General features: G+C 67.3%; 22 protein-coding genes. 7 read left to right on the forward strand and 15 right to left on the reverse strand.

The window, feature by feature from the left end; genetic code table 11:
- Window positions 1-58: 58 nt before the first annotated feature.
- The 5 genes from SPHPHY_RS21030 to petA form a co-directional block, all read right to left on the reverse strand.
- Window positions 59-613, reverse strand: a complete 555-nt coding sequence (locus tag SPHPHY_RS21030; protein ID WP_022687485.1) for a hypothetical protein — start codon at window positions 611-613, stop codon at window positions 59-61.
- Window positions 614-1373: 760 nt separating this feature from the next.
- Window positions 1374-1904, reverse strand: coding sequence for an adenine phosphoribosyltransferase (locus SPHPHY_RS0114890; RefSeq protein WP_022687486.1), 531 nt, complete (start codon window positions 1902-1904; stop codon window positions 1374-1376).
- Between the two features lie 81 nt (window positions 1905-1985).
- Window positions 1986-2828, reverse strand: a complete 843-nt coding sequence (locus SPHPHY_RS0114895) for a cytochrome c1 (protein ID WP_022687487.1) — start codon at window positions 2826-2828, stop codon at window positions 1986-1988.
- Between the two features lie 31 nt (window positions 2829-2859).
- Window positions 2860-4146 (reverse strand): cytochrome b, encoded by a 1287-nt coding sequence (locus SPHPHY_RS0114900; RefSeq protein ID WP_022687488.1) that lies wholly within the window; start codon window positions 4144-4146, stop codon window positions 2860-2862.
- A 14-nt stretch (window positions 4147-4160) separates the two neighbouring features.
- Complete coding sequence (gene petA / locus SPHPHY_RS0114905) at window positions 4161-4745, reverse strand: ubiquinol-cytochrome c reductase iron-sulfur subunit (RefSeq protein ID WP_022687489.1); 585 nt, start codon at window positions 4743-4745, stop codon at window positions 4161-4163.
- Window positions 4746-4916: 171 nt separating this feature from the next.
- On the opposite strand from petA, the gene SPHPHY_RS0114910 reads away from it, so the two are divergent.
- Window positions 4917-5369 carry a tRNA (cytidine(34)-2'-O)-methyltransferase gene (locus SPHPHY_RS0114910; RefSeq protein ID WP_022687490.1) on the forward strand — a complete coding sequence of 151 codons (453 nt, stop codon included), beginning with the start codon at window positions 4917-4919 and terminating at the stop codon, window positions 5367-5369.
- Here SPHPHY_RS0114910 and SPHPHY_RS20305 read toward each other — a convergent pair.
- Window positions 5296-6072: an AcvB/VirJ family lysyl-phosphatidylglycerol hydrolase gene (locus tag SPHPHY_RS20305; RefSeq protein WP_022687491.1), complete on the reverse strand. Its 777-nt coding sequence runs from the start codon at window positions 6070-6072 to the stop codon at window positions 5296-5298. The genes SPHPHY_RS0114910 and SPHPHY_RS20305 overlap by 74 nt on opposite strands.
- A 64-nt stretch (window positions 6073-6136) precedes the next feature.
- Between SPHPHY_RS20305 and hemF the strand changes: the two genes are divergently transcribed.
- Window positions 6137-6979, forward strand: a complete 843-nt coding sequence (gene hemF, locus SPHPHY_RS0114920) for an oxygen-dependent coproporphyrinogen oxidase (protein ID WP_022687492.1) — start codon at window positions 6137-6139, stop codon at window positions 6977-6979.
- A gap of 92 nt (window positions 6980-7071) precedes the next feature.
- The gene (locus SPHPHY_RS0114925; protein WP_051148446.1) at window positions 7072-7608 is read left to right on the forward strand and encodes a GNAT family N-acetyltransferase; all 537 of its coding nucleotides are present in this window, start codon (window positions 7072-7074) and stop codon (window positions 7606-7608) included.
- On the opposite strand, the gene SPHPHY_RS0114930 is transcribed toward SPHPHY_RS0114925, so the two are convergent.
- Window positions 7578-8321, reverse strand: coding sequence for a hypothetical protein (locus SPHPHY_RS0114930; protein WP_022687494.1), 744 nt, complete (start codon window positions 8319-8321; stop codon window positions 7578-7580). The genes SPHPHY_RS0114925 and SPHPHY_RS0114930 overlap by 31 nt on opposite strands.
- Window positions 8318-9139, reverse strand: a complete 822-nt coding sequence (locus tag SPHPHY_RS0114935) for a hypothetical protein (protein ID WP_022687495.1) — start codon at window positions 9137-9139, stop codon at window positions 8318-8320. Before SPHPHY_RS0114935 ends, SPHPHY_RS0114930 begins: the two co-directional genes overlap by 4 nt.
- Window positions 9140-9276: 137 nt before the next feature.
- Here SPHPHY_RS0114935 and lipB point away from each other — a divergent pair, with 137 nt between their 5' ends.
- From lipB to SPHPHY_RS0114950, 3 genes are all read left to right on the forward strand, one after another.
- Window positions 9277-9981 (forward strand): lipoyl(octanoyl) transferase LipB, encoded by a 705-nt coding sequence (gene lipB, locus SPHPHY_RS0114940; protein WP_022687496.1) that lies wholly within the window; start codon window positions 9277-9279, stop codon window positions 9979-9981.
- A 91-nt stretch (window positions 9982-10072) separates the two neighbouring features.
- Complete coding sequence (locus SPHPHY_RS0114945; protein ID WP_022687497.1) at window positions 10073-10330, forward strand: hypothetical protein; 258 nt, start codon at window positions 10073-10075, stop codon at window positions 10328-10330.
- Between the two features lie 216 nt (window positions 10331-10546).
- The gene (locus SPHPHY_RS0114950) at window positions 10547-11236 is read left to right on the forward strand and encodes a hypothetical protein (RefSeq protein WP_022687498.1); all 690 of its coding nucleotides are present in this window, start codon (window positions 10547-10549) and stop codon (window positions 11234-11236) included.
- Window positions 11237-11439: 203 nt separating this feature from the next.
- Here SPHPHY_RS0114950 and queE read toward each other — a convergent pair whose 3' ends face one another.
- From queE to SPHPHY_RS0114980, 6 genes are all read right to left on the reverse strand, one after another.
- On the reverse strand, window positions 11440-12072 hold the full coding sequence (queE, locus tag SPHPHY_RS0114955) for a 7-carboxy-7-deazaguanine synthase (protein ID WP_022687499.1): 633 nt from the start codon (window positions 12070-12072) through the stop codon (window positions 11440-11442).
- Window positions 12069-12767 (reverse strand): 7-cyano-7-deazaguanine synthase QueC, encoded by a 699-nt coding sequence (gene queC, locus SPHPHY_RS0114960; RefSeq protein WP_022687500.1) that lies wholly within the window; start codon window positions 12765-12767, stop codon window positions 12069-12071. Before queC ends, queE begins: the two co-directional genes overlap by 4 nt.
- 193 nt (window positions 12768-12960) lie before the next feature.
- Entirely contained in the window at window positions 12961-13878 is a 918-nt protein-coding gene (locus tag SPHPHY_RS0114965; protein ID WP_022687501.1) for an Hsp33 family molecular chaperone HslO, read from the reverse strand.
- A gap of 144 nt (window positions 13879-14022) precedes the next feature.
- Window positions 14023-14940 carry an ornithine carbamoyltransferase gene (argF, locus tag SPHPHY_RS0114970; protein ID WP_022687502.1) on the reverse strand — a complete coding sequence of 306 codons (918 nt, stop codon included), beginning with the start codon at window positions 14938-14940 and terminating at the stop codon, window positions 14023-14025.
- Window positions 14941-14979: 39 nt separating this feature from the next.
- Window positions 14980-16182, reverse strand: coding sequence for an aspartate aminotransferase family protein (locus SPHPHY_RS0114975; protein WP_022687503.1), 1203 nt, complete (start codon window positions 16180-16182; stop codon window positions 14980-14982).
- A gap of 100 nt (window positions 16183-16282) precedes the next feature.
- The gene (locus tag SPHPHY_RS0114980) at window positions 16283-16918 is read right to left on the reverse strand and encodes a YoaK family protein (RefSeq protein WP_043131327.1); all 636 of its coding nucleotides are present in this window, start codon (window positions 16916-16918) and stop codon (window positions 16283-16285) included.
- A 98-nt stretch (window positions 16919-17016) separates the two neighbouring features.
- On the opposite strand from SPHPHY_RS0114980, the gene SPHPHY_RS0114985 reads away from it, so the two are divergent.
- Entirely contained in the window at window positions 17017-17601 is a 585-nt protein-coding gene (locus tag SPHPHY_RS0114985; RefSeq protein WP_022687505.1) for a hypothetical protein, read from the forward strand.
- A gap of 28 nt (window positions 17602-17629) precedes the next feature.
- On the opposite strand, the gene parE is transcribed toward SPHPHY_RS0114985, so the two are convergent.
- Complete coding sequence (gene parE / locus SPHPHY_RS0114990; protein WP_028056971.1) at window positions 17630-19606, reverse strand: DNA topoisomerase IV subunit B; 1977 nt, start codon at window positions 19604-19606, stop codon at window positions 17630-17632.
- Between the last annotated feature and the right edge of the window lie 102 nt (window positions 19607-19708).

Below are 19708 nucleotides of genomic sequence, written 5' to 3' on the forward strand. Positions count from 1 at the left end.
GTTCACGTTGGCGAGAGTGGCACAAGCGGTACGGCGCGGAAAGTGGCTCGATCGTGCCTCAGCGACGTTGCCGTGGCCGGAATGCGCGGTCAGGCCGGGGTGTGCGATAGCCCTCGGCGCGATTGCCGCGACGCAGGTCACGATAGTCGCGGCGGACGTCCTGCCGATATTCGCGACCGGCCTCCCGGCGTTGCTGGCGGAACTGCTCGCGGGTGATCTGGCCATTGCGGTACGCTTGGCGATCGGCGCGGACCTCGCCGCGATAGTCCCGTCGCTCGCGCCGCACGTCACGCCCGAAGTCGCGCCAGTTGGCGCGCACGCCGCTGTTCGTAACGCCATGCCGGCGCTGCTGCCAGTACCGCCGCTGGCCGTCGTTCCACGCGTAGGCGCGGCGTTGACGATCGTAGACGTACCCGCCGGTGCCCGGATAATAATAGTCGCCGTACCAACCGTAATAGCCGCCGCCATAACCGGACGCGTACGATGGATCATCGTAATAACCCGATCCGGCGCCGATCCCGATGCCCGAATAGCCGTAGCCGTCGGTGCACGCCGTCGTCGCGAGGGAAAGGCTGCCGAGAAGCCCTGCAAGCAGTAAACGAGTCGCGAACATCGCGATTCTCCTTGGCGGGAGTAAGCGGCAGATACGCGCCGCCAGTGATGATGAACGGCGCGTCCCGGGCGATGTTCCGCACGTCTTCCCCGCTCATCATCCGGGACGCCGTGCCAGAATGCGGCGCGCCTCGGTGCCTCGGAAACGCCACCGGCGCGGACACTGCAATCGCGTCCCTGCGCAACCCGTCCGCGCCGCCAAGACCGGAAAGATCGACGACGAACTGCGCCTGCGTTACCACCGCCCCGCCGTCCGCACAGCCGTACCGCGGCGCGGGTTGTCCGAAGGGAGCGATGTCACCCAGAGTCTGGCAAAAAACCGCGCGCCACGAGGCGGCGCGGCTCCGTGCCCGCCACCGGCGCGGGCACTGCGATCACGCCCCCACGCAACTCGCCCGCGCCGCCCAGATCCGGGAGCTCGACGACGAACGCGGCTGCGGCAGCATCGCCCCGACGTCCGCAACAGCCGTACCGCGGCGCGTGTTGTTCCGAAGGGAGCGATGTCGCTCAGAGTCTGGCAAAAAACCACGCGCCACGAGCCGGCGCGGCTCCGTGCCCCGGAAACGCCATCAGCGGGGACACCGCGATCACGTTCCCACGCGACCCGTCCGCGCCGAGCGGATCGGAAAGTCGACGACGAACTGCGCCTGCAGCGCCACCGCCCCGCCGTCCGCACAGCCGTACCACGGCGCGGGCCGTCCGAAGGGAGCGAGGTCGCCCAGAGCATGGCGAAAAGACCGCGCGCCACGACGCGGCGCGGCTCAGTGACCCGGAAACGCCACCAGCGCGGACACTGCAATCGCGTCCCCGCGCAACCCGTCCGCGCCGCCCAGATCGGGGAGGTCGACGACGAACTGCGCCTGCGTCACCACCGCCCCCGCCTTCCGTAACAGTCGCACCGCAGCGCGCGCCGTTCCGCCGGTGGCGATCAGGTCGTCGACCAGCAGCACGCGTGCGCCCGGCGCGCACGCATCGGCGTGGATCGCGATCCGGTCCTGCCCATATTCCAGGGCATAATCCTCTGCGATCGTCGCGCCGGGCAGCTTTCCGTCCTTGCGGATCAGCAGCACGCCAGCGCCGAGCGGCACCGCGAGCGCAGCGGCGAAGAGGAAGCCGCGCGCCTCGACCCCGGCCACCAGATCGACCGGACCGTCGACAGCGGCGACCATCCGCTCGATGCAGGTTGCCAGTCCGGTCGGCGACAGCAGCAACGTGGTGATGTCGCGGAACTGGATGCCGGGCTTTGGAAAATCGGGGACGGTGCGGATCAGCGCCTTGAGATCGTCGTTCATGCGCGCCCGACTACACGAAAACGGCGACCGGGACACGTGCCCCGGTCGCCGCCGTCATGCGTCAGGCCACTGCCCGCGCCCTCAATGCTTCACGTTGCGCCACACGTTCTGATAGGCGCCCCACGTCAGGTAGACGAAGATCAGCAGGAAGATCACCGCCGCGATGCCCGCGGCATGGCGCGCTTCCAGGTTCGGCTCGGCAGTCCACGTCAGGAAGGCTGCGACGTCGCGCGCCATCTGATCCTTGGTCGCCTTGGTGCCGTCCGAATAGGTCACCTGACCATCGGAAGTGATCGGCGGCGGCATCGCGATGTTGAGGTTCGCGAAATAGGGATTGTAGTGCAGCCCCTCGGGCGTCTTCGCGTCCGGGAACTCCTTCAGCAACTCGGCCGGCTGGTCACGATAGCCGGTGATCAGCGCATGGATGTAGTTCGAGCCATCCTCGCGCGCCTTGGTCATCAACGACAGGTCGGGCGGCAGCGCGTTGTTGTTTGCGGCGCGCGCGGCGACCTCGTTGGCGAACGGCGACGGGAAGTGGTCCGACGGCAGGTTCTTGCGCGTCGCCGCCTCACCCGTCTCCGGGTTCACGCTCGGCTGCTCGATCACCCAGTTCGTGGCGATCGCCTTCACCTCGGGCTCGTTGTAGCCGATCTCCTGAAGGTCGCGGAATGCGACATACTTCAGCGAGTGGCAGGCAGCGCACACTTCCTTGTAGACCTGGAAGCCGCGCTGGAGCTGCTGCCGGTCGAATTTGCCGACCAGCCCGGCCGAGGACAGGTGAATGTCCTCCGGGTGCAGGCGGAAGGAGTGTTCCGCAGTGTGCGGTGCCGGATTCTGGATCGCGTCCTTCGCGGTGAAGAACAGCGCCAGCGCGAGCACGAAGACGAACCCCGCCCCGACCAGCAGTGAAATGAGACGAACCATTGCCTGTCGAATCCCCTCTTCGTCTCTTCGCTCAGCTCGCCATCGCGGTCTGCGCGGGGCTGGTGCCGCCGTGCTTGGCCAGCACCGCCTCGGTGATCGAGTTCGGCAGCGGGCGCGGACGCTCGGCCGCCGACACCAGCGGCAGGATGATGAGGAAGTGCGCGAAATAATAACCCGCCGCGATCTGTCCCATCATCACGTTGCGCGCGTTCGCCTCCGCGCCGCCGACATAGCCGAGCACCAGCACGTCGAGCAGCAGCACCAGCAGGAACCAGCGGTAGGTCGGGCGGTAATTGGCCGAACGTACCGGCGAGGCATCGAGCCACGGCAGGAAGAACAGCAGCAGGATCGACCCGAACATCGCCAGCACGCCCCACAGCTTGGCCGGGAGGATGAAGTCCGCGGTGAAGCTCTTGAGGATCGCGTAGAACGGCAGGAAGTACCATTCCGGCACGATATGCGCGGGGGTCGAGAGCGGGTTCGCCTCGATGTAATTGTCCGGGTGGCCCAGCAGGTTGGGCGAGAAGAACACCAGGAACGCGAAGATCAGGAAGAACACGCCGACCCCGACCCCGTCCTTCGCGGTATAATAGGGGTGGAACGGCACCGTGTCCTGCTCCCCCTTCACGTCCACGCCGGTCGGGTTGTTCGACCCCGGGATGTGCAGCGCCCAGATGTGCAGGATGATGACACCCGCGATCACGAACGGCAGAAGATAGTGAAGCGAGAAGAAACGGTTGAGCGCGGCGTTATCCGGCGCAAACCCGCCGAGAAGCCAGGTGCGGATCGTCTCGCCCACCAGCGGGATCGCCGAGAAGAAGCCGGTGATGACCTGCGCACCCCAGAAGCTCATCTGCCCCCACGGCAGCACGTAGCCCATGAACGCCGTCGCCATCATCAGCAGGAAGATCACGACCCCGAGCAACCACACCATCTCGCGCGGCGCCTTGTACGAACCGTAATAAAGGCCGCGGCCGATGTGGATATAGACGACCGCCAGGAACATCGACGCGCCGTTGGCGTGCGCATAGCGCAGGAACCAGCCGGCGTTGACGTCACGCATGATGCTTTCGACCGAGCCGAACGCGACGCCGGCATTGGCGGCGAAATGCATCGCCAGCACCACGCCGGTGACGATCTGCAGCACCAGCGCCGCGCCCGCGAGCACGCCGAAGTTCCAGAAATAATTGAGGTTGCGCGGCACCGGATAGCCGGCGCCGATCGCGTTGTAGACGAGCCGCGGCAACGGCAGCTTCTCGTCCATCCAGCGCATCAATGGCGCCTTCGGCTCGTAATGCTTGGCCCAGGGAAAGCTCATTTCTCTATCTCCCCTCAGCCGACCGTAACGACGGTGTCGGAATTGAATGCATAGTCGGGCACGTGCAGGTTCTGCGGCGCCGGCCCCTGCCGAATCCGCCCCGCCGTGTCGTAGGCCGAGCCGTGGCACGGGCAGAAATAGCCGCCGAACGGCCCCTTGTTCTCGCCCTCGCCCGCGCCCAGCGGCACGCAGCCCAGGTGCGTGCAGACGCCCAGCGTGATCAGCCAGTTCTTCTTGCCCGCCTTGGTGCGCTCTTCCAGCGTCTGCGGATCGCGCAGCGAGGAGATGGCGACCGCATCGGCCTCCGCGATCTCCTTGGGCGTCAGGTTGCGCACGAACAGCGGCTGCTTGCGGAAGCTGGCCTTGATCGCCTGCCCCGGCGCGATCTTCGAGATATCGATCTCGGTGGTCGATTGCGCCAGCACGTCGGCGGACGGGTTCATCTGGTTGACCAGCGGCAGCACGATCGCGACCGCACCGACGCCGGCGAACGAGATCGCGGCGATGTTGATGAAATCGCGACGACGCGGATCATGCGCATCCTCGTGATAAGGCGCGGGATCTTCGCCGAGGGGGATTTCCTGCTCTGCCGTCGCCATTCGCGTCAAACCTCTGCCCGTTCACCTGTCCGGCGGGTGGGCCGATGCCGCATGCGACATTGTAGCTCCCCGCCGTCTCGACCTGCCCGTCCCCACGGCGGCCTTCCCGGCCTGATAGCCGTGCCTCCGCCGCTTTGCCAACAGCATTTTGCGCAGCTAGGGATCGCCGCCATGCGGATCGCGCTCTTCCAGCCCGACATTGCGGGCAACGTCGGCACGCTGTTGCGGCTCGGCGCATGTCTCGGGATCGGGGTCGACCTGATCGAACCGATGGGATTCCCGTGGAGCGGCCGAGCCCTTGCGCGCTCGGGCATGGACTATGCCGGGCTGGTCGAGGTGCGGCGCCACGTCGACTGGAACGCGTTCGTCGCGACGGCGGCGGGGCGGATCGTGCTGGCGACCACGACCGGTGCGGTGCCGCTGCCCGCGGCGCGCTTCGAAGCGGATGACATTTTGTTGCTGGGCAGCGAGGGCGCGGGGGTGCCCGCGCATGTCCACGATCGCGCGGACCTGCGCGTTCGCGTGCCGATGCGCGCCGGGCTGCGCTCGCTCAACGTCGCGGTGGCGGGGGCGATGCTGCTGGGCGAGGCATTGCGCCAGACGGAGGGCTGGCCGACGGCGTGACCGCGCGGACCGCCGCCAGCACGTGCGCGAACAACGCATCGCTGTCATGGTGCAGATTGTGCCCGCCCGGCATCGCGATGATCCGCGCACCCGCCACGCGCAGCAGCGGGCAGAGGCTGTCGTCCTCCTCCTGACCGTAGATGCAGGTCAGCGGCGCCCAGGTCAGCGTGTCGCCAGTGACCTTGCCGATGCTGTCGGGGGTGCCGTCATAGACCCAGCCGGTCGGATCGGCGCGATAGAAGACGGTCTCACCGGGCAGGATCAACACGATTCCCGCGACTTGCGCGCGCAGCGCTGGTGGCAGGTGCGCGAGCCCGGTCTGCGCGATATCGGCGCCGTACGACTGGCCCATCACCACCACCTTGCGCGTGCCCGTGCGCGCCATCGCGGTGCGCACCGCATCCGCGACGAAGGCGTCCACCTCGGCGCGCGTGCGCCGGGTGCGGAATACCGCCGGGGTCGACAGGCCGACGACGGGGATGTGGTGTTCGGTCAGCCCGCGCGAGGTCGATGCGCCGAGCAGGAAGCGCAGCCCCATGTCGCCGGAAATATTGACCACCGCGATCGGCCGCGCCGGCGGATGCGCGGGATAGACGTGGACGGGATCACGATCGAAATAGCCCGCCGCAGCGACCATCGCGCAGACGAAGGCCGAGCTGACGGCGGAGACGCGGACGCCGCGCCAGAAGGACTTGGCGTTCATTATCCGGCCCCTGCCACCGCGGCCTCGCCTTGGCCAGCGCGTGGCGAGACGCTAGGGCAAGAGCATGATGACGCTGGATACCGAACAGGCCGCCGCGCGGGCGTGGTTCGAGGAATTGCGCGACCTGATCTGCGCCGAGTTCGAGGCGATCGAGCGCGAGGCCGGCTCCGACGCCCGCTTCGATTATACGCCATGGGATCGCATCGATCCCGCGGGCCTGCCCGGCGGTGGCGGGGTGCGGGGCGTGATGAAGGGGCGTGTGTTCGAAAAGGTCGGTGTCAACGTGTCCACCGTCGGCGGCACGTTCGAGGGCGATTTTGCGCGCACCATCCATGGCGCGGGTGACGATCCGCGCTTTTTCGCGACCGGGATCAGCCTCGTCGCGCACATGGCCAATCCACATGTGCCCGCGGTTCACATGAACACGCGCTTCCTGGTGACGACGAAACGCTGGTTCGGGGGTGGCGCCGATCTCAACCCGCCGCTGCCCATCGCCGAGGATACCGAGGATTTCCACGCCACGCTGGCGCGGGCCTGCGACGCGCACCATCCGGACCATTATCCGCGCTTCCGAAAATGGGCGGACGATTATTTCTACATTCCGCACCGCAAGGTCCATCGCGGCGTCGGCGGGATCTTCTACGACCATCTGGAGGGCGATTTCGCCGCCAATTTCGCCTTCACGCAAGACGTCGGGCGCGCCTTCCTCGATGCCTATCCGCGAATCGTCCGACGGCGGATGGACATGGCATTCGGCGACGCGGACATGGCGCAACAGCGCGCGTGGCGCGGCCGCTATGCCGAGTTCAACCTGGTTTACGATCGCGGCACGCTGTTCGGGCTGAAGACCGGCGGCAACATCGACGCGATCCTGATGAGCCTGCCGCCGGTCGCGACGTGGGAGTGACCACCGGCGGTGTGGCCGCCGGGGGCGCGAAAGCCGGCGGACTGTCGCGCGTTCCCGACGATCATGTCGCCGCGATCGTCACCACGCTTGAGATGACCGCGCGTCCCCGCCCGCGCCCGCTGCCCGAGTCGCCGCTGCGGCTGGTCCGCTGGGAGCAGCCGACACCCGAGAAATACCGTGCGCTGTTCCGGCGCGTCGGCGCGCCGTGGCTATGGTTTTCGCGGCTGGTGATCGGCGACGCGGCGCTGCTCGCGATCATTCATGACCCGCTGGTAGAGGTCTATGCAGCGGTCGACCGCACCGGCATCGAGGTCGGGATGCTGGAGCTCGACTTCCGCGCCCCCGATGCGTGCGAGATCGGCTATTTCGCGCTCGTGCCCGAACTGGCCGGTCGCGGGCTGGGGCGCTGGTTGATGGCGCAGGCGCTGGCGCTCGCCTGGCGCGGCGCAGTGACGCGGGTGTGGCTGCACACCTGCACGCTCGACCATCCCGGTGCGCTCGGCTTCTACCGCGCGCAGGGTTTCGCCGCGACCGCGCGGACGGTCGAGACGTTCGCCGACCCGCGTGTGCTGGGCGTGCTTCCCGTCGACGCCGCGCCTCACGTCCCCTTGCTGGCGCGCACGCGGTAGGCGACGACGCCAAGCAGCAGCGTCGACAGCGCATAGGTCGCGCCGACCGCCGCGATCAGCGCGTCGACCAGCGCCAGCGCCAGCGGATTGCCCGCCCCGGTACGCAGCGCATCGTCGGCGAGCAGCAGCGGCGACACCGCCAGCCATTGCGCCAGGAACAGCGCGACCAAGGCGCCGGTCACCGCACGGTCCAGCCCCTTCGTCATCTTCCAGCTGAGCCGCAGCGAGGCGAGCGGACGCAGCGCCGGATGCCGCGCCATCGCCGGCACCGCGACGATCAGCCGCGCCTGCAGGTAAAGCCCCGGCAGCACCAGCAGCCACAACCCCAGCGATACCGGGACCGCGATCGCCAGCGTGGCGATCGTGAAAGCGACCAGCCGCACGACCGCCTGTCCCAGCGACTGGCCGATCGTCAGCCGGTCCGGCTCGAGCAGGAACAAGGCGATCGCCGCCAGCCCAAAGGTGGCGACCAGTTCGGCGAGCAGGAACCAGACGCCGTTGCCCTGCCCCCAGATCGCGACGCTGTTCATCCATGCCTGCATCACGATTTCGTCGCGCGGCGCCGGGGGCAGAGCGGGGACCGGATCGCATAGCAGCAGTGCGGCGAAGGCGGGCAGGAACACGAACGTGCCGACGATCGGCAGTACCAGCGCCGCATCGCGCCGGAACAGCCGCCAGGTGATCGACAGCAGCGCCGCGAAACCGATCGTCATGACAGCGGCGCCATCCGTTGTTCCTGCGCATGCGCGGTGACGTAGAAGCGGGCGTAGAACACGCTTTGCAGCACGGTTGCCGCTGCCGAGATCAGCGTGGTGGCCACCGCGACCACGAAGCGCACGCCCCCGGCCGCCTCCGCCCCCAGCGCCAGCCGCGCGATCACGCCGATCACCATCGTGGCGGCGAACATCGCGACGCTGGTGACGATGAAATAGAGGATCAGCACCCCGATCAGCCGTAGCGTCGCACCGCGCGTGAGCGTCAGGCTGCGACGCAGCGCCCGGATCCCGTGACGCTCGTTGACGACGACACCGAACAGCGGGACGATCCGCGCGCTGAACCACAACCCCAGCAGCACCGCCAGCAACACCGATGCCGCTGCCGCGATGCTGTAACCGGGTGTCGCGCCGCTCACGTCGATCGCGCCCGCCGCGTTCATCCGCGCCCCCGACATCGCCAGCAACGCACCCGCCGGAATGAAGAGCAGCGCGGCGACGACCACCAGCACCACGAGCAATCCCAGCGCCGGGAACAACCGCTGCCCGGCGATGCGGAACGCCTGCGCGCGGTCCACCGCCGGGTCGCTGGCCACCGCCGTGATCGCCAGCATCGCGAAGATCAGCAGGACGATGACCGCAAGGCGGACGAGCGGCACCAGCAGCATGGCCCCGCCGCCCAGCGGCACGACCGTCCCCGGCGCGGCAGCGATGATGCCGGGCGCGACGAGCGCCATCAACGCGATGCTCGCCAGGATTCCCGCGCGCCCGCGCAGGACGTCGACCGTCTGGTCCCACACATCGCCGATCCTGACCATCGCCACCTCTTACGTCGCCTGCGGGTTCAATGCCTGCCAGCCCCTGCGTGCGGACTAGGAGCACTTCCGTCACTCGGCAATGGCCGTAACCATGCCTGCGCTTGCCAAGCGGCGATCGCGTCCGCATCTGTGCCGGCGTGGAAACGAGCATCCAGCAGCCGGGCAGCGACCCGGACGCCGCCGGGCCGGGCGGGATCGAATGGCGCGTCACGCCGGGACTGACCGACTATGCGCAGGCGCTGGCAGCGATGGAGGCGCGTGCTGCCGCAGTCGCCGCGGGCGAGGAACGCGAGCTGGTGTGGCTGCTCGAACATCCGCCCGTCTACACCGCGGGCACCAGCGCCGACCCCAGCGAGCTGGTCGATCCGCGCTTCCCGGTGGTGCCGGCGGGACGCGGCGGGCGCTACACCTATCATGGCCCCGGGCAGCGCGTCGGCTATCTGGTGCTCGACCTCAACAGGCGCGGCCGCGACGTGCGCTGCTTCGTCCATGCGGTGGAAGGCTGGGTGATCGCGGCGCTCGAGCGGATCGACATCGCGGCATTCCGCGCGCCGGGCCGGATCGGGATCTGGACCCATGACGCACAGGGCAACGAGGCGAAGATCGGTGCGATCGGCATCCGCGTCCGCCGCTGGGTGACGCTGCACGGCTTTTCGGTGAACCTCGCGCCGGACCTGGCTCATTTCGGCGGCATCGTTCCGTGCGGCCTCGCCGAATTCCCGGTGACCAGCGCGGCGGCGTTGGGTAAGCACGCCGATCACGCAACCTTCGACGCGGCTCTGGCGTTCACCGCCGTGGCCTTTCTGAATAGCCTTACTTGTGTCGGCCAAAACGAGACTTGAGGGGCCGGTCATCTGTGATTAACATCCACGTCGGTTTGGAACACAAAAACGGCCGGTCGGTCGCCAAATCCACAGTCTAGGGAGCAATTTCATGCGTGCAGTCATCACCAAGGTCCTCAGCGGCTCGGTTCTCGCGGCGGCCGCTCTTGCGGTTTCGGCGTGCGGTTCGAAGACCGAGGGCACCGAGAACACCATGGTCACCGACATGAACGCCACCGAGGGCATGGACACCATGACCGACAACATGACCGCCGTGGACGGCGCCATGAACGGTGGCATGATGGCCAACGACACCATGATGAGCAACGACATGATGATGTCGAACGGCAGCATGTCGAACGCGATGTAATCTGCCGCACGGCGATTGTATCTGAAAGGCCGTCCGGGCGACCGGGCGGCCTTTTTCTTTGCAGGGCGACCGTTACGCAGGGCGAACAAGTTCCCGGCCCCGCAACCGATTTGCGCCGAACCGAATCACAATTACGTCAGATTGCGCTTGGGTCATCGTGTCCGATTATCGTAAAGAAGGGCAGCGGCGCGGTTGCGTGCGAGGAGTGTTGGGGAAATGCAAAAGGTGGGGTTCGCCGGTGCCGTGACGGTATTGGTGGCGGGAATTCTGATGGCGGCGCCGGCATCGGCGCAGTTCTTCATGAAGAGCAAGGACTTGCGCGGCGAGCGCATTCGCGGCGACGAAACCGGGATCGGCCAGATGCTGCCCGGCGCGACGCCCGACGAGCTGCGCGCCGCCGTGGTGTGGAACATGCGCGCGGCCTTGAACGTCGCGGCGCTGCAATGCCAGTTCGAGCCGTCGCTGCTGACCGTCCAGAATTACAATGCGATCCTCTCCGATCACAAGCAGGAGCTGGCGCAATCCTATACGGCGCTGACGAAGTATTTCGAGCGCGTGGCCAAGAACAAAAAGGCCGGGCAGACCGCGCTCGACCAGTTCGGCACCCGCACCTATTCGGGCTTCGCGACCGTCGCCGCGCAATATGGCTTCTGCACGACCACGTCGAGCATCGGGCGTGAGGCGCTCTACACCGCCCGCGGCGGCTTCGGCGACGTCGCGCTGTCACGCATGCGGGAAGTGCGCAGCAGCCTGATCCCGTGGGGCGAGCAGCAATTCCCGCGCATGGAGGTCTATCTGACGCCGGCCTTCCTGCCGCGCTTCGACAAGGCTTGCTGGAAGAAGGACGAATTCGTCGTCAAGAAGTGCGGCGTTCCCTTCGGCCAGGTGGCCTACGCCGCACGCTGATCGTTCGCTGTGAACGCGCGGGCTGCGGCCCGCGCGAACCAGACGGCCCGGCGTCGCGGCCCTCAACCGGTAATCGCGACCCGGAACTGACGACATCCAGGCTCGACCTCGAACGAGCTGCGGTTGCGGCGCCACGACATGATCTTGCCGCCCTGGACTTGATCGCGAGCAACGGCCGATCACCCCGGCGTGTCGAACCTCGCCTACCGCAATCCCAGCAACTTGTGCGTCTGGAGCGACAGCCGCCAGCGCGGCCGCTCCATCACCACCGCCATCGCCGCCGTGACATTGGCCTCGACGCGCGCATCGTCCAAGGGCTGAAGCAGGAAGTTCGCGAAATCCCAGCCTTCGATCGCGGCGATATCGGTGCCCGGCTGCGGCCACACCAGCTTCAGTTCGTCGCCGCTGCGCTGCACGGTTTCGCTGCCCGCCTTGGGGCTGATGCATATCCAGTCGATGCCGGGATGAACCGGCAGCGTACCATTGCTCTCGATCGCGATCTCGAACCCCGCGCCATGCAGCGCGTCGACCAGCGCATCGTCGACCTGCAGCATCGGCTCGCCCCCGGTCAGTACCACGAAGCGGCGCGTGCGCGCCTCGCCCCAGAAGCGCTCAGCCGCCGCGACCAGCGCGGCCGCATCCTCGAACTTGCCACCGCCCGCGCCATCCGTCCCGACGAAATCGGTGTCGCAGAACCGGCAGATCGCGCGCGTGCGGTCCTGCTCGCGGCCGGTCCACAGATTGCACCCGGCAAAGCGCACGAACACCGCGCGTCGGCCGGCCTGCACGCCCTCACCCTGAAGCGTCAGGAACATCTCCTTGACGGCGTAAGTCATGGCAGTGGCGGGACGACCGCATAATCGGTCGGATCGGGCACGCCCGCGTCCACGAAGCCCTTGTGACGCAACCGGCAGCTATCGCACAGCCCGCAATGCCGCGCGCCCGGTGCCGGATCGTAGCACGACCAGCTCATCCCCATGTCGAGCCCCAGCCGCGCGCCCTCGCGGACGATGTCGGCCTTGGTCATGTGCTGAAGCGGCGCGCGGAAGCGGAACGGCACGCCCTCGACCCCGGCCTTGGTCGCCAGTTCCGCCATCTGCTCGAACGCCGCGATGAATTCGGGGCGGCAATCGGGGTAGCCGGAATAATCGAGCGCATTGACGCCCAGATAGATGTCGCGCGCGCCCGCCGCCTCCGCCCAGCCGAGCGCCAGGCTCATGAAGATCGTGTTGCGCGCCGGAACATAGGTGATCGGGATCGCGTCGCCGACGCCGTCCTTCGGCACGTCGATGGAGTCGTCGGTCAGCGCCGAGCCACCGAATGCCGAAAGGTCGATCGGCAGCACGATGTGCCGCACCGCGCCCAGCGCACGCGCGACACGCCGCGCCGCCGCCAGTTCGACCTGGTGGCGCTGGTTATAATCGATCGACAGCGCGAACAGCGGATGCCCGGCCTCGCGCGCGAGTGCGGCAGACACCAGGGAGTCGAGCCCGCCGGAAACGAGCGCGACCGCAGGAGTGGGAGTGGTCATGATGGCTGGCGAGCTAGGCCTACCGCGGCGCGGTTGCAACTGCCGCGCAGGCCATCGCGGTTGCAAAAAAGAACGGGTCGCCGTGGACGGCGACCCGCAGGATGCCCGTTGCGGGCAAGGGAGAGAGCATGCCGCCTGAACAGCATGGCACCCTGATAACGCGGGATCGTAAACGAATCGCTAAGGCAATCCGTCACGCCGCCAGATCGTTGGCCTGCAAAGGAAATACCGTCGAGCAGAACGCGCAGTCGACCGCGATCACCCCGCGCTCGTCCGCCATCTCCATCCGCTGCTCGACCGGAAACCGCGCCAGCACAGCGCGAATGTGTTCGAGCGTGCAACGGCATCCCTTCCCGATCGGCTGGCCATCCAGCACGCGCACTTCGCTTTCCTCATTGAACAGCCGCCACACCAACGTCTCAATCGGCAGCGCGGCGTCGGCGAGTTCCTCTGCACCCACCGTCCGGCCCAATGCCTCGACATGCTCCCACTCGGGATGATCGAGTTTGGTATGCAGCCGCTCGCGCCCTTCCTCGCCTTCGGGCAGGTGCTGGATCAGCAGCCCGCCTGCGACGCAGCGCCCGTCGGCGTCCTTGCGCATCCCGGCGCGCACCAACGTCGGGATTTGCTCGGATTGGTAGAAGTAGCTTTGCGCCGCCGCCGCCAGCGTGTCGCCGTCCAGCGGAACGATCCCCTGGTAGCGTTCACCGGTCGAGGCAAGATCGAAGGTGATCGCAAGATAGCCCGCACCGAACAGCGCGAACAGCGACGGCTCCGCCGGCCCTTCGGCCAGCCGGTCGGCGTCGAACTGCACATAGCCGCGCACCTCGCCGCCGCGCCAGTCGCACACCAGCAAGGTGACGATGCCGTCCTGCGTCTGCGTCTGCATCGTCAGCTGCCCCGCCGGGTCCTTCAACGTCGATCCGATCAACGCGGTCAGCGTCAGCGCCTCGGCGAGCAGTTTCTCGATCGCGGGCGGATAGGCGTGCGCGGAAAGGATCGCGTCCAGCGTCGGCCCCAGCCGCACGACCCGACCGCGTGCATGGCGGGCGGGAATCGTGAAGCCGAGCGCGCGGTCTAGGTCGGTGGTCGGCAAGGCAGGATCGGTCATCGATTATTCCGTCACCCCGGCAAACGCCGGGTTCTCGGGCGGCACGTGCACGCCGGGTAAATGGACCGGCCGACGCACGCCGGGTAAATGGGACCGCCGGCGCACGCCGGCGTGACGGTCATTTGGGGTGGCGGGCGCCTGCGATCAACCGATCTGCCCAAGGCACCAGCGCAGCACGGATTTCTGCGCATGCAGCCGGTTCTCCGCCTCCGCCCAGATCAGTGACTGCGCGCCGTCGATCACCTCCGGCGTCACTTCCTCGCCGCGGTGGGCGGGCAGGCAGTGCAGGAACTTCGCGTCGGGCTTCGCCGCCGCCATGAGCGCGTCGTCGACCTGATACGGCATCATCGCCGCCAGCTTCGTCTCGGCATGCGACTGCCCCATCGATATCCAGGTGTCGGTGACGACCACGTCGGCGCCCGCCACCGCCTCGCGCGGGTCGGCGACCACGCGTGCGCGCCCGCCGCCGCGTGCCAGCACGTCGTCCTCGGGCTGAAAACCCTGCGGGCAGGCCGCGACCACATCGAAATGCATCAGCCCGGCCGCCTCGACGATCGAGGCGAGCACGTTGTTGCCGTCGCCCAGCCACGCCACCTTCAGCCCGGGCAGCGCCTTGCCGCTCTCGATGATCGTCAGCAGGTCGGCCATGATCTGGCAGGGGTGCGATTCGTCGGTCAGGCCGTTGATCACCGGCACCGTCGCGTAATGCGCCATCTCCTCGACCTTGGCGTGATCGTCGGTGCGGATCATGATCGCATCGACGTATCCGGACAGCACGCGCGCGGTGTCCGCCACCGTTTCGCCGCGGCCGAGCTGCATCTGCCCGGCCTCCATCACGATCGACTGCCCGCCGAGCTGGCGCACCGCCATGTCGAACGACACGCGGGTGCGCGTGGAGTTCTTCTCGAAGATCATCGCCAGCACGTGCCCGGCGAGCGGCGCATCGGCATCGACGCGGCCCTTCGTCCAGCCGGCGCGCGCCGCCTTGCGGGTCAGCGCATCGTCCAGCATGGCCGCGATCGCGTCCGGCCCGGCGTCGGTGAGATTCAGAAAGTGGCGCATCTTGTCCCCCCTGCCCCGCGCAACGCGGGGGTCAGGCCATCAATCGTCGGCGACCGGCACGTAGACGCGCGCCGCTTCGCTCAGCTTCTCGACGCATTCCGCGATATGGCTCTCGTCGATCACCAGCGGCGGCAGGATGCGCACGACATTCTCGCCCGCCGCCACCAGCAACAGACCGTGGTGATCGCGGCAATGCGCGACGAAGCGACGACTGTCGCTCTTCAGCTTCAGACCCTGCATCAACCCGTGCCCGCGCACCGAATCGAACAACGCGTCATGGTTCGGGATCAGCTGTTCCAGTGACGAGCGCAGCCGCTCGCCCATCTGTGCGACATGGTCGAGGAAGCCGTCTTCAAGGATGACGTCGAGCACCGCCTCGCCTGCCGCCATCGCCAGCGGGTTGCCGCCGTAGGTGGAACCGTGCGTGCCGAACACCATCCCCTTCGCCGCCTCGGCGGTGGCGAGGCACGCGCCGAGCGGGAAGCCGCCGCCGATCCCCTTGGCCGCCGCCATGATGTCCGGGGTGATCCCGTACAGTTCGTGTGCGAAGAACTTGCCGGTGCGGCCGTAGCCCGCCTGCACTTCGTCGAGCACCAGCAACAGGCCGTGCTCGTCGCAGGCCTTGCGCAGCCCTTGCAGGAACTCCTGGGTCGCGGGGCGGATGCCGCCCTCGCCCTGGATCGGCTCGACCAGGAAGCCGGCAGTGTTGGCGTCGATCAGCGCCAGTGCACCGTCCAGGTCGTTGAACTGCGCGTATTTGAAACCGGGCAGCAACGGCTCGAACCCGTCCCGCATCTTGGCCTGGTTGGTGGCCGAGATCGTCCCCAGCGTCCGCCCGTGGAAAGCGGTGTCGAACGTGATCAGGTCGTGCCGCTCGGGATGGCCATTGGCGAAATGATAGCGGCGCGCGGTCTTGATCGCGCACTCAACCGCCTCGGCGCCCGAATTGGTGAAGAAGACCGTGTCGGCAAACGTATGGTCGACCAGCCGCTGCGCGAACTTCTCGCCCTGCGGGCTACCGTAAAGGTTGCTCACGTGCATCAGCGTCGCGGCCTGCTCCGCGATCGCCTTCACCAGCGCCGGATGACCATGGCCGAGCGCATTGACCGCGATCCCGCTGGCGAAGTCGAGATACTGCTCGCCCTCCTCGCCATACAAGTACACGCCCTCGCCGCGGACCGGTCGCACGCCGCACCGCGGATAGACGGGCATCAACGGCGGGATGGTTGCGTCAGGCGACACGGCGGCCTTCTCCTTGGAACGGAAAGGGCGATCCGACAGGATCGCCCGGAGCAGCCTGATACGGGCAAAGCGCGCGGCGAATCAACACCGCGCGGACGCCTCACGCGGCGCGCCGCATCGCCGCTGCGACCGCCAGCGCGAAGGCGAACGACGTCGCGCCCCACAAGGCATCGGTCCCCCATGCGCGATAGCTCAGCGCGCCGCCCGCCGCGCCCACCATCAACCCGCTCCACAACAACAGGTAAGTCACCCATCCCGTCCGCGGCGCGATCCCCATCAACGCCCCGGCGAGCGACTGGCCGAACCGCACCAGCGTGCCGGTCATATAGGTGATCGGGATGCTCATGCCCCCGCCGCGCTGGAACACGACGTTCAACGCACCCATCGCCGCCGCCAGCAGCACCGCACCTGCCCCCTCGACCATCAGCAACGCCGCCCAGGCCAGCAGCGCGGTAGACAGCAGGATCATCGCCACCGGCGACCAGCGACCGAGCCGTTCGGCCATGGTCGCCGCGATCATCACTCCGGCGACGAAGCCGAGGATCAACGCTGCGGACATCCGCCACAACCCGTCACCATCCGCAACCGCGACCGCCAATTGCGTCGAATTTCCGCTCATGAACGACACGAACAGGCCACCGATGCGCAGAAAACCGACCGCATCGACGAACCCCGCCAGCATCGCCATCGCGATGGCGAGCGGCCAGTCGGCACGCGGCCGCGCGGCTATCGGCATGCCGGGCGATCCCATGTCAAAGTGGGTCCGAAACGGACGCGGCTTACCACGAACGAAGCACAGAACATGCCATGGCTGTAACGACTTTATGGGGGGGAATGTCGATGCCAAGCAAATATATCGCCATGGTCTGTGCCGCCGGCTGCCTTTCCGGCTGCGCGACTGGCCCGTTCGAATGGAAGCACGGACAGGACAAAATCGTGCCCGGGCAATTCGCGATAGTCGGCGATCAGGGCTCGGTGCTTACATGGCCGTCCCATGCCGTTGGCGCCGTCGTTTATCCCGGAACAAGCGGCGCTTGCATCCAGAGCGCGCAAAGTGCGAAGGCGCGAGGCAGCAGCGGCGCCGGCGGCATTTCGGTAAAGGTTCCAGCAGGCCCGGAAGGCGCGATCAATCTGGCACAGGCAATCAGCGAGGCTGTCGCGCTGCTTCAGGACAAGAACGACGTCGCGACCTTCACGGACATATCCTTGTTTCAGGTTTGCACGATCGCCGCGAACAACAAGCTGACGGCGGCGCAAAGCATGGAACTGGTGCGCGCCGTCATGAGCTCCGCGGTCGAGATCGCCCGGGCGCGACCGAACACCATACGGGAGCGGACGACGACGGTGACGTCACCTGCGCCGACCACCGCCGCCGTGGCGCGGACAGAGCAGGAAGTGGTCAAGACCAGCAGCGATTGACGAGGGAGGCGACGATCGTGCGCGCCGCTCACGCGTCGATCGCCGCCTCGTCCAGCCGCGCCGCATTTTCCTGAATGAAGGCAAAGCGATGCGCGGGGTTGGTGCCCATCAGGCGGTCGACCAGATCCTTCACCCCCATCCGCTCCTCATATTCCTGCGGCAGCGTGATACGGATCATGCTGCGCTTGGCCGGGTCCATCGTCGTCTCGCGCAGCTGCGACGGGTTCATCTCGCCCAACCCTTTGAAACGCGCCACTTCTACCTTCTTGCCCTTGAACGCGGTCCGCTCCAGCTCGGCGCGATGCGCGTCGTCGCGCGCGTACAGGCTCTTCGTCCCGGCCGTCAGGCGGTAGAGCGGCGGCTGCGCCAGATACAGGTGACCCTGCCGCACCAGTTCCGGCATTTCCTGAAAAAAGAACGTCATCAGCAGCGTCGCGATATGTGCGCCGTCCACGTCGGCGTCGGTCATGATGACGATCCGTTCGTAGCGCAGCTGCTCGGGCCGACAATCCTTGCGCGTCCCGCATCCCATCGCCAGCGTCAGGTCGGCGATCTCCTGATTGGCGAGGATCTTGGCCGAAGTCGCCGACGCGACGTTCAGGATCTTGCCGCGGATCGGCAAAATCGCCTGCGTCTTGCGGTCACGCGCCTGCTTCGCCGAGCCCCCCGCCGAATCGCCCTCGACGATGAACAATTCCGTTCCGTCCGGGCTGTCGGCGGCGCAATCGGTCAGCTTGCCCGGCAGCCGCAGCTTCCGCGCCGAGGTCGCGGTCTTGCGCTTCACGTCGCGCTCGGCCTTGCGCCGCAACCGCTCGTCCATCCGCTCCAGCACATAACCGAGCAGCGCCTTGCCGCGGTCCATGTTGTGGCCGAGCCAATGGTCGAAATGGTCGCGCATCGCCTTTTCGACCAACCCCGCTGCCTCGGGCGAGGTCAGCCGGTCCTTGGTCTGCGACTGGAATTGCGGCTCGCGGATGAAGACGCTCAGCATCAACTCGCTACCGACCATCACGTCGTCGGCGGTCAGATCCTTGCCGCGTTTGTTACCGACCAGTTCGGCGAACTGGCGTAGCCCGCGAACCAGCGCCTGCCGCAAGCCCTGTTCGTGCGTACCCCCGTCCGGCGTCGGGATCGTATTGCAATACCAGCTATAGCTGCCCTCGCTCCACAGCGGCCACGCCACCGCCCATTCGACCTTGCCCTGGCTGTCGGCGAAATCCTGCTGCCCCGTGAAGAAATCCGCGGTCGCGCATTCGCGACCGGCGATCTGCTCCTTCAGATGATCGGAAAGCCCCCCCGGAAACTGGAACACCGCCTCCGCCGGGGTGTCGTCGCCGATCAGCTCGGCGGAGCATTTCCAGCGGATCTCGACGCCTGCGAACAGATAGGCCTTTGATCGCGCCAGCCGGTACAGCCGCGCCGGCTTGAACGACAGCTCGGGTCCGAAGATCTCGGTGTCGGGCACGAAGCTCACCGTCGTGCCGCGTCGGTTCGGCGCCGCGCCAACGTTCTCCAGCGGCCCCAGCGTCTGCCCGCGCGCGAACCGCTGCCGATAGAGCTGCCGGTCCCGCGCGACCTCCACCACCGTCTCGCTCGACAATGCGTTGACGACCGACACACCCACACCGTGCAACCCGCCCGAGGTGGCATAGGCCTTGCCTGAGAACTTGCCGCCCGAGTGGAGCATGGAGAGGATGACCTCCAGCGCCGACTTGTCCGGGAATTTCGGGTGCGGATCGACCGGCATCCCGCGGCCGTTGTCGACGATCGTCAGGCGGTTGCCTGCCTCCAGGGTAATCTCGATCCGCGTCGCATGCCCCGCGACCGCCTCGTCCATCGCATTGTCCAGCACCTCGGCGGCGAGGTGGTGCAACGCGCGCTCGTCGGTGCCGCCGACGTACATGCCGGGACGGCGGCGCACCGGCTCCAGCCCTTCCAGCACCTCGATCGACGATGCGTCGTAACTGGCGGTAGCGGCGGTAGCGGACGCAAAGAGATCGGACATGCCGCCTACATACGACGCCCGCGACCGCGACGCCACCTGCCGCTGTGGCTGCGATATCACACCGCGGCGCAGCAACCCTTCCTTACGCAACCCGACGCGCGA

The organism is Sphingomonas phyllosphaerae 5.2 (assembly GCF_000419605.1).
Classification (GTDB): Bacteria; Pseudomonadota; Alphaproteobacteria; order Sphingomonadales; family Sphingomonadaceae; genus Sphingomonas; species Sphingomonas phyllosphaerae_B.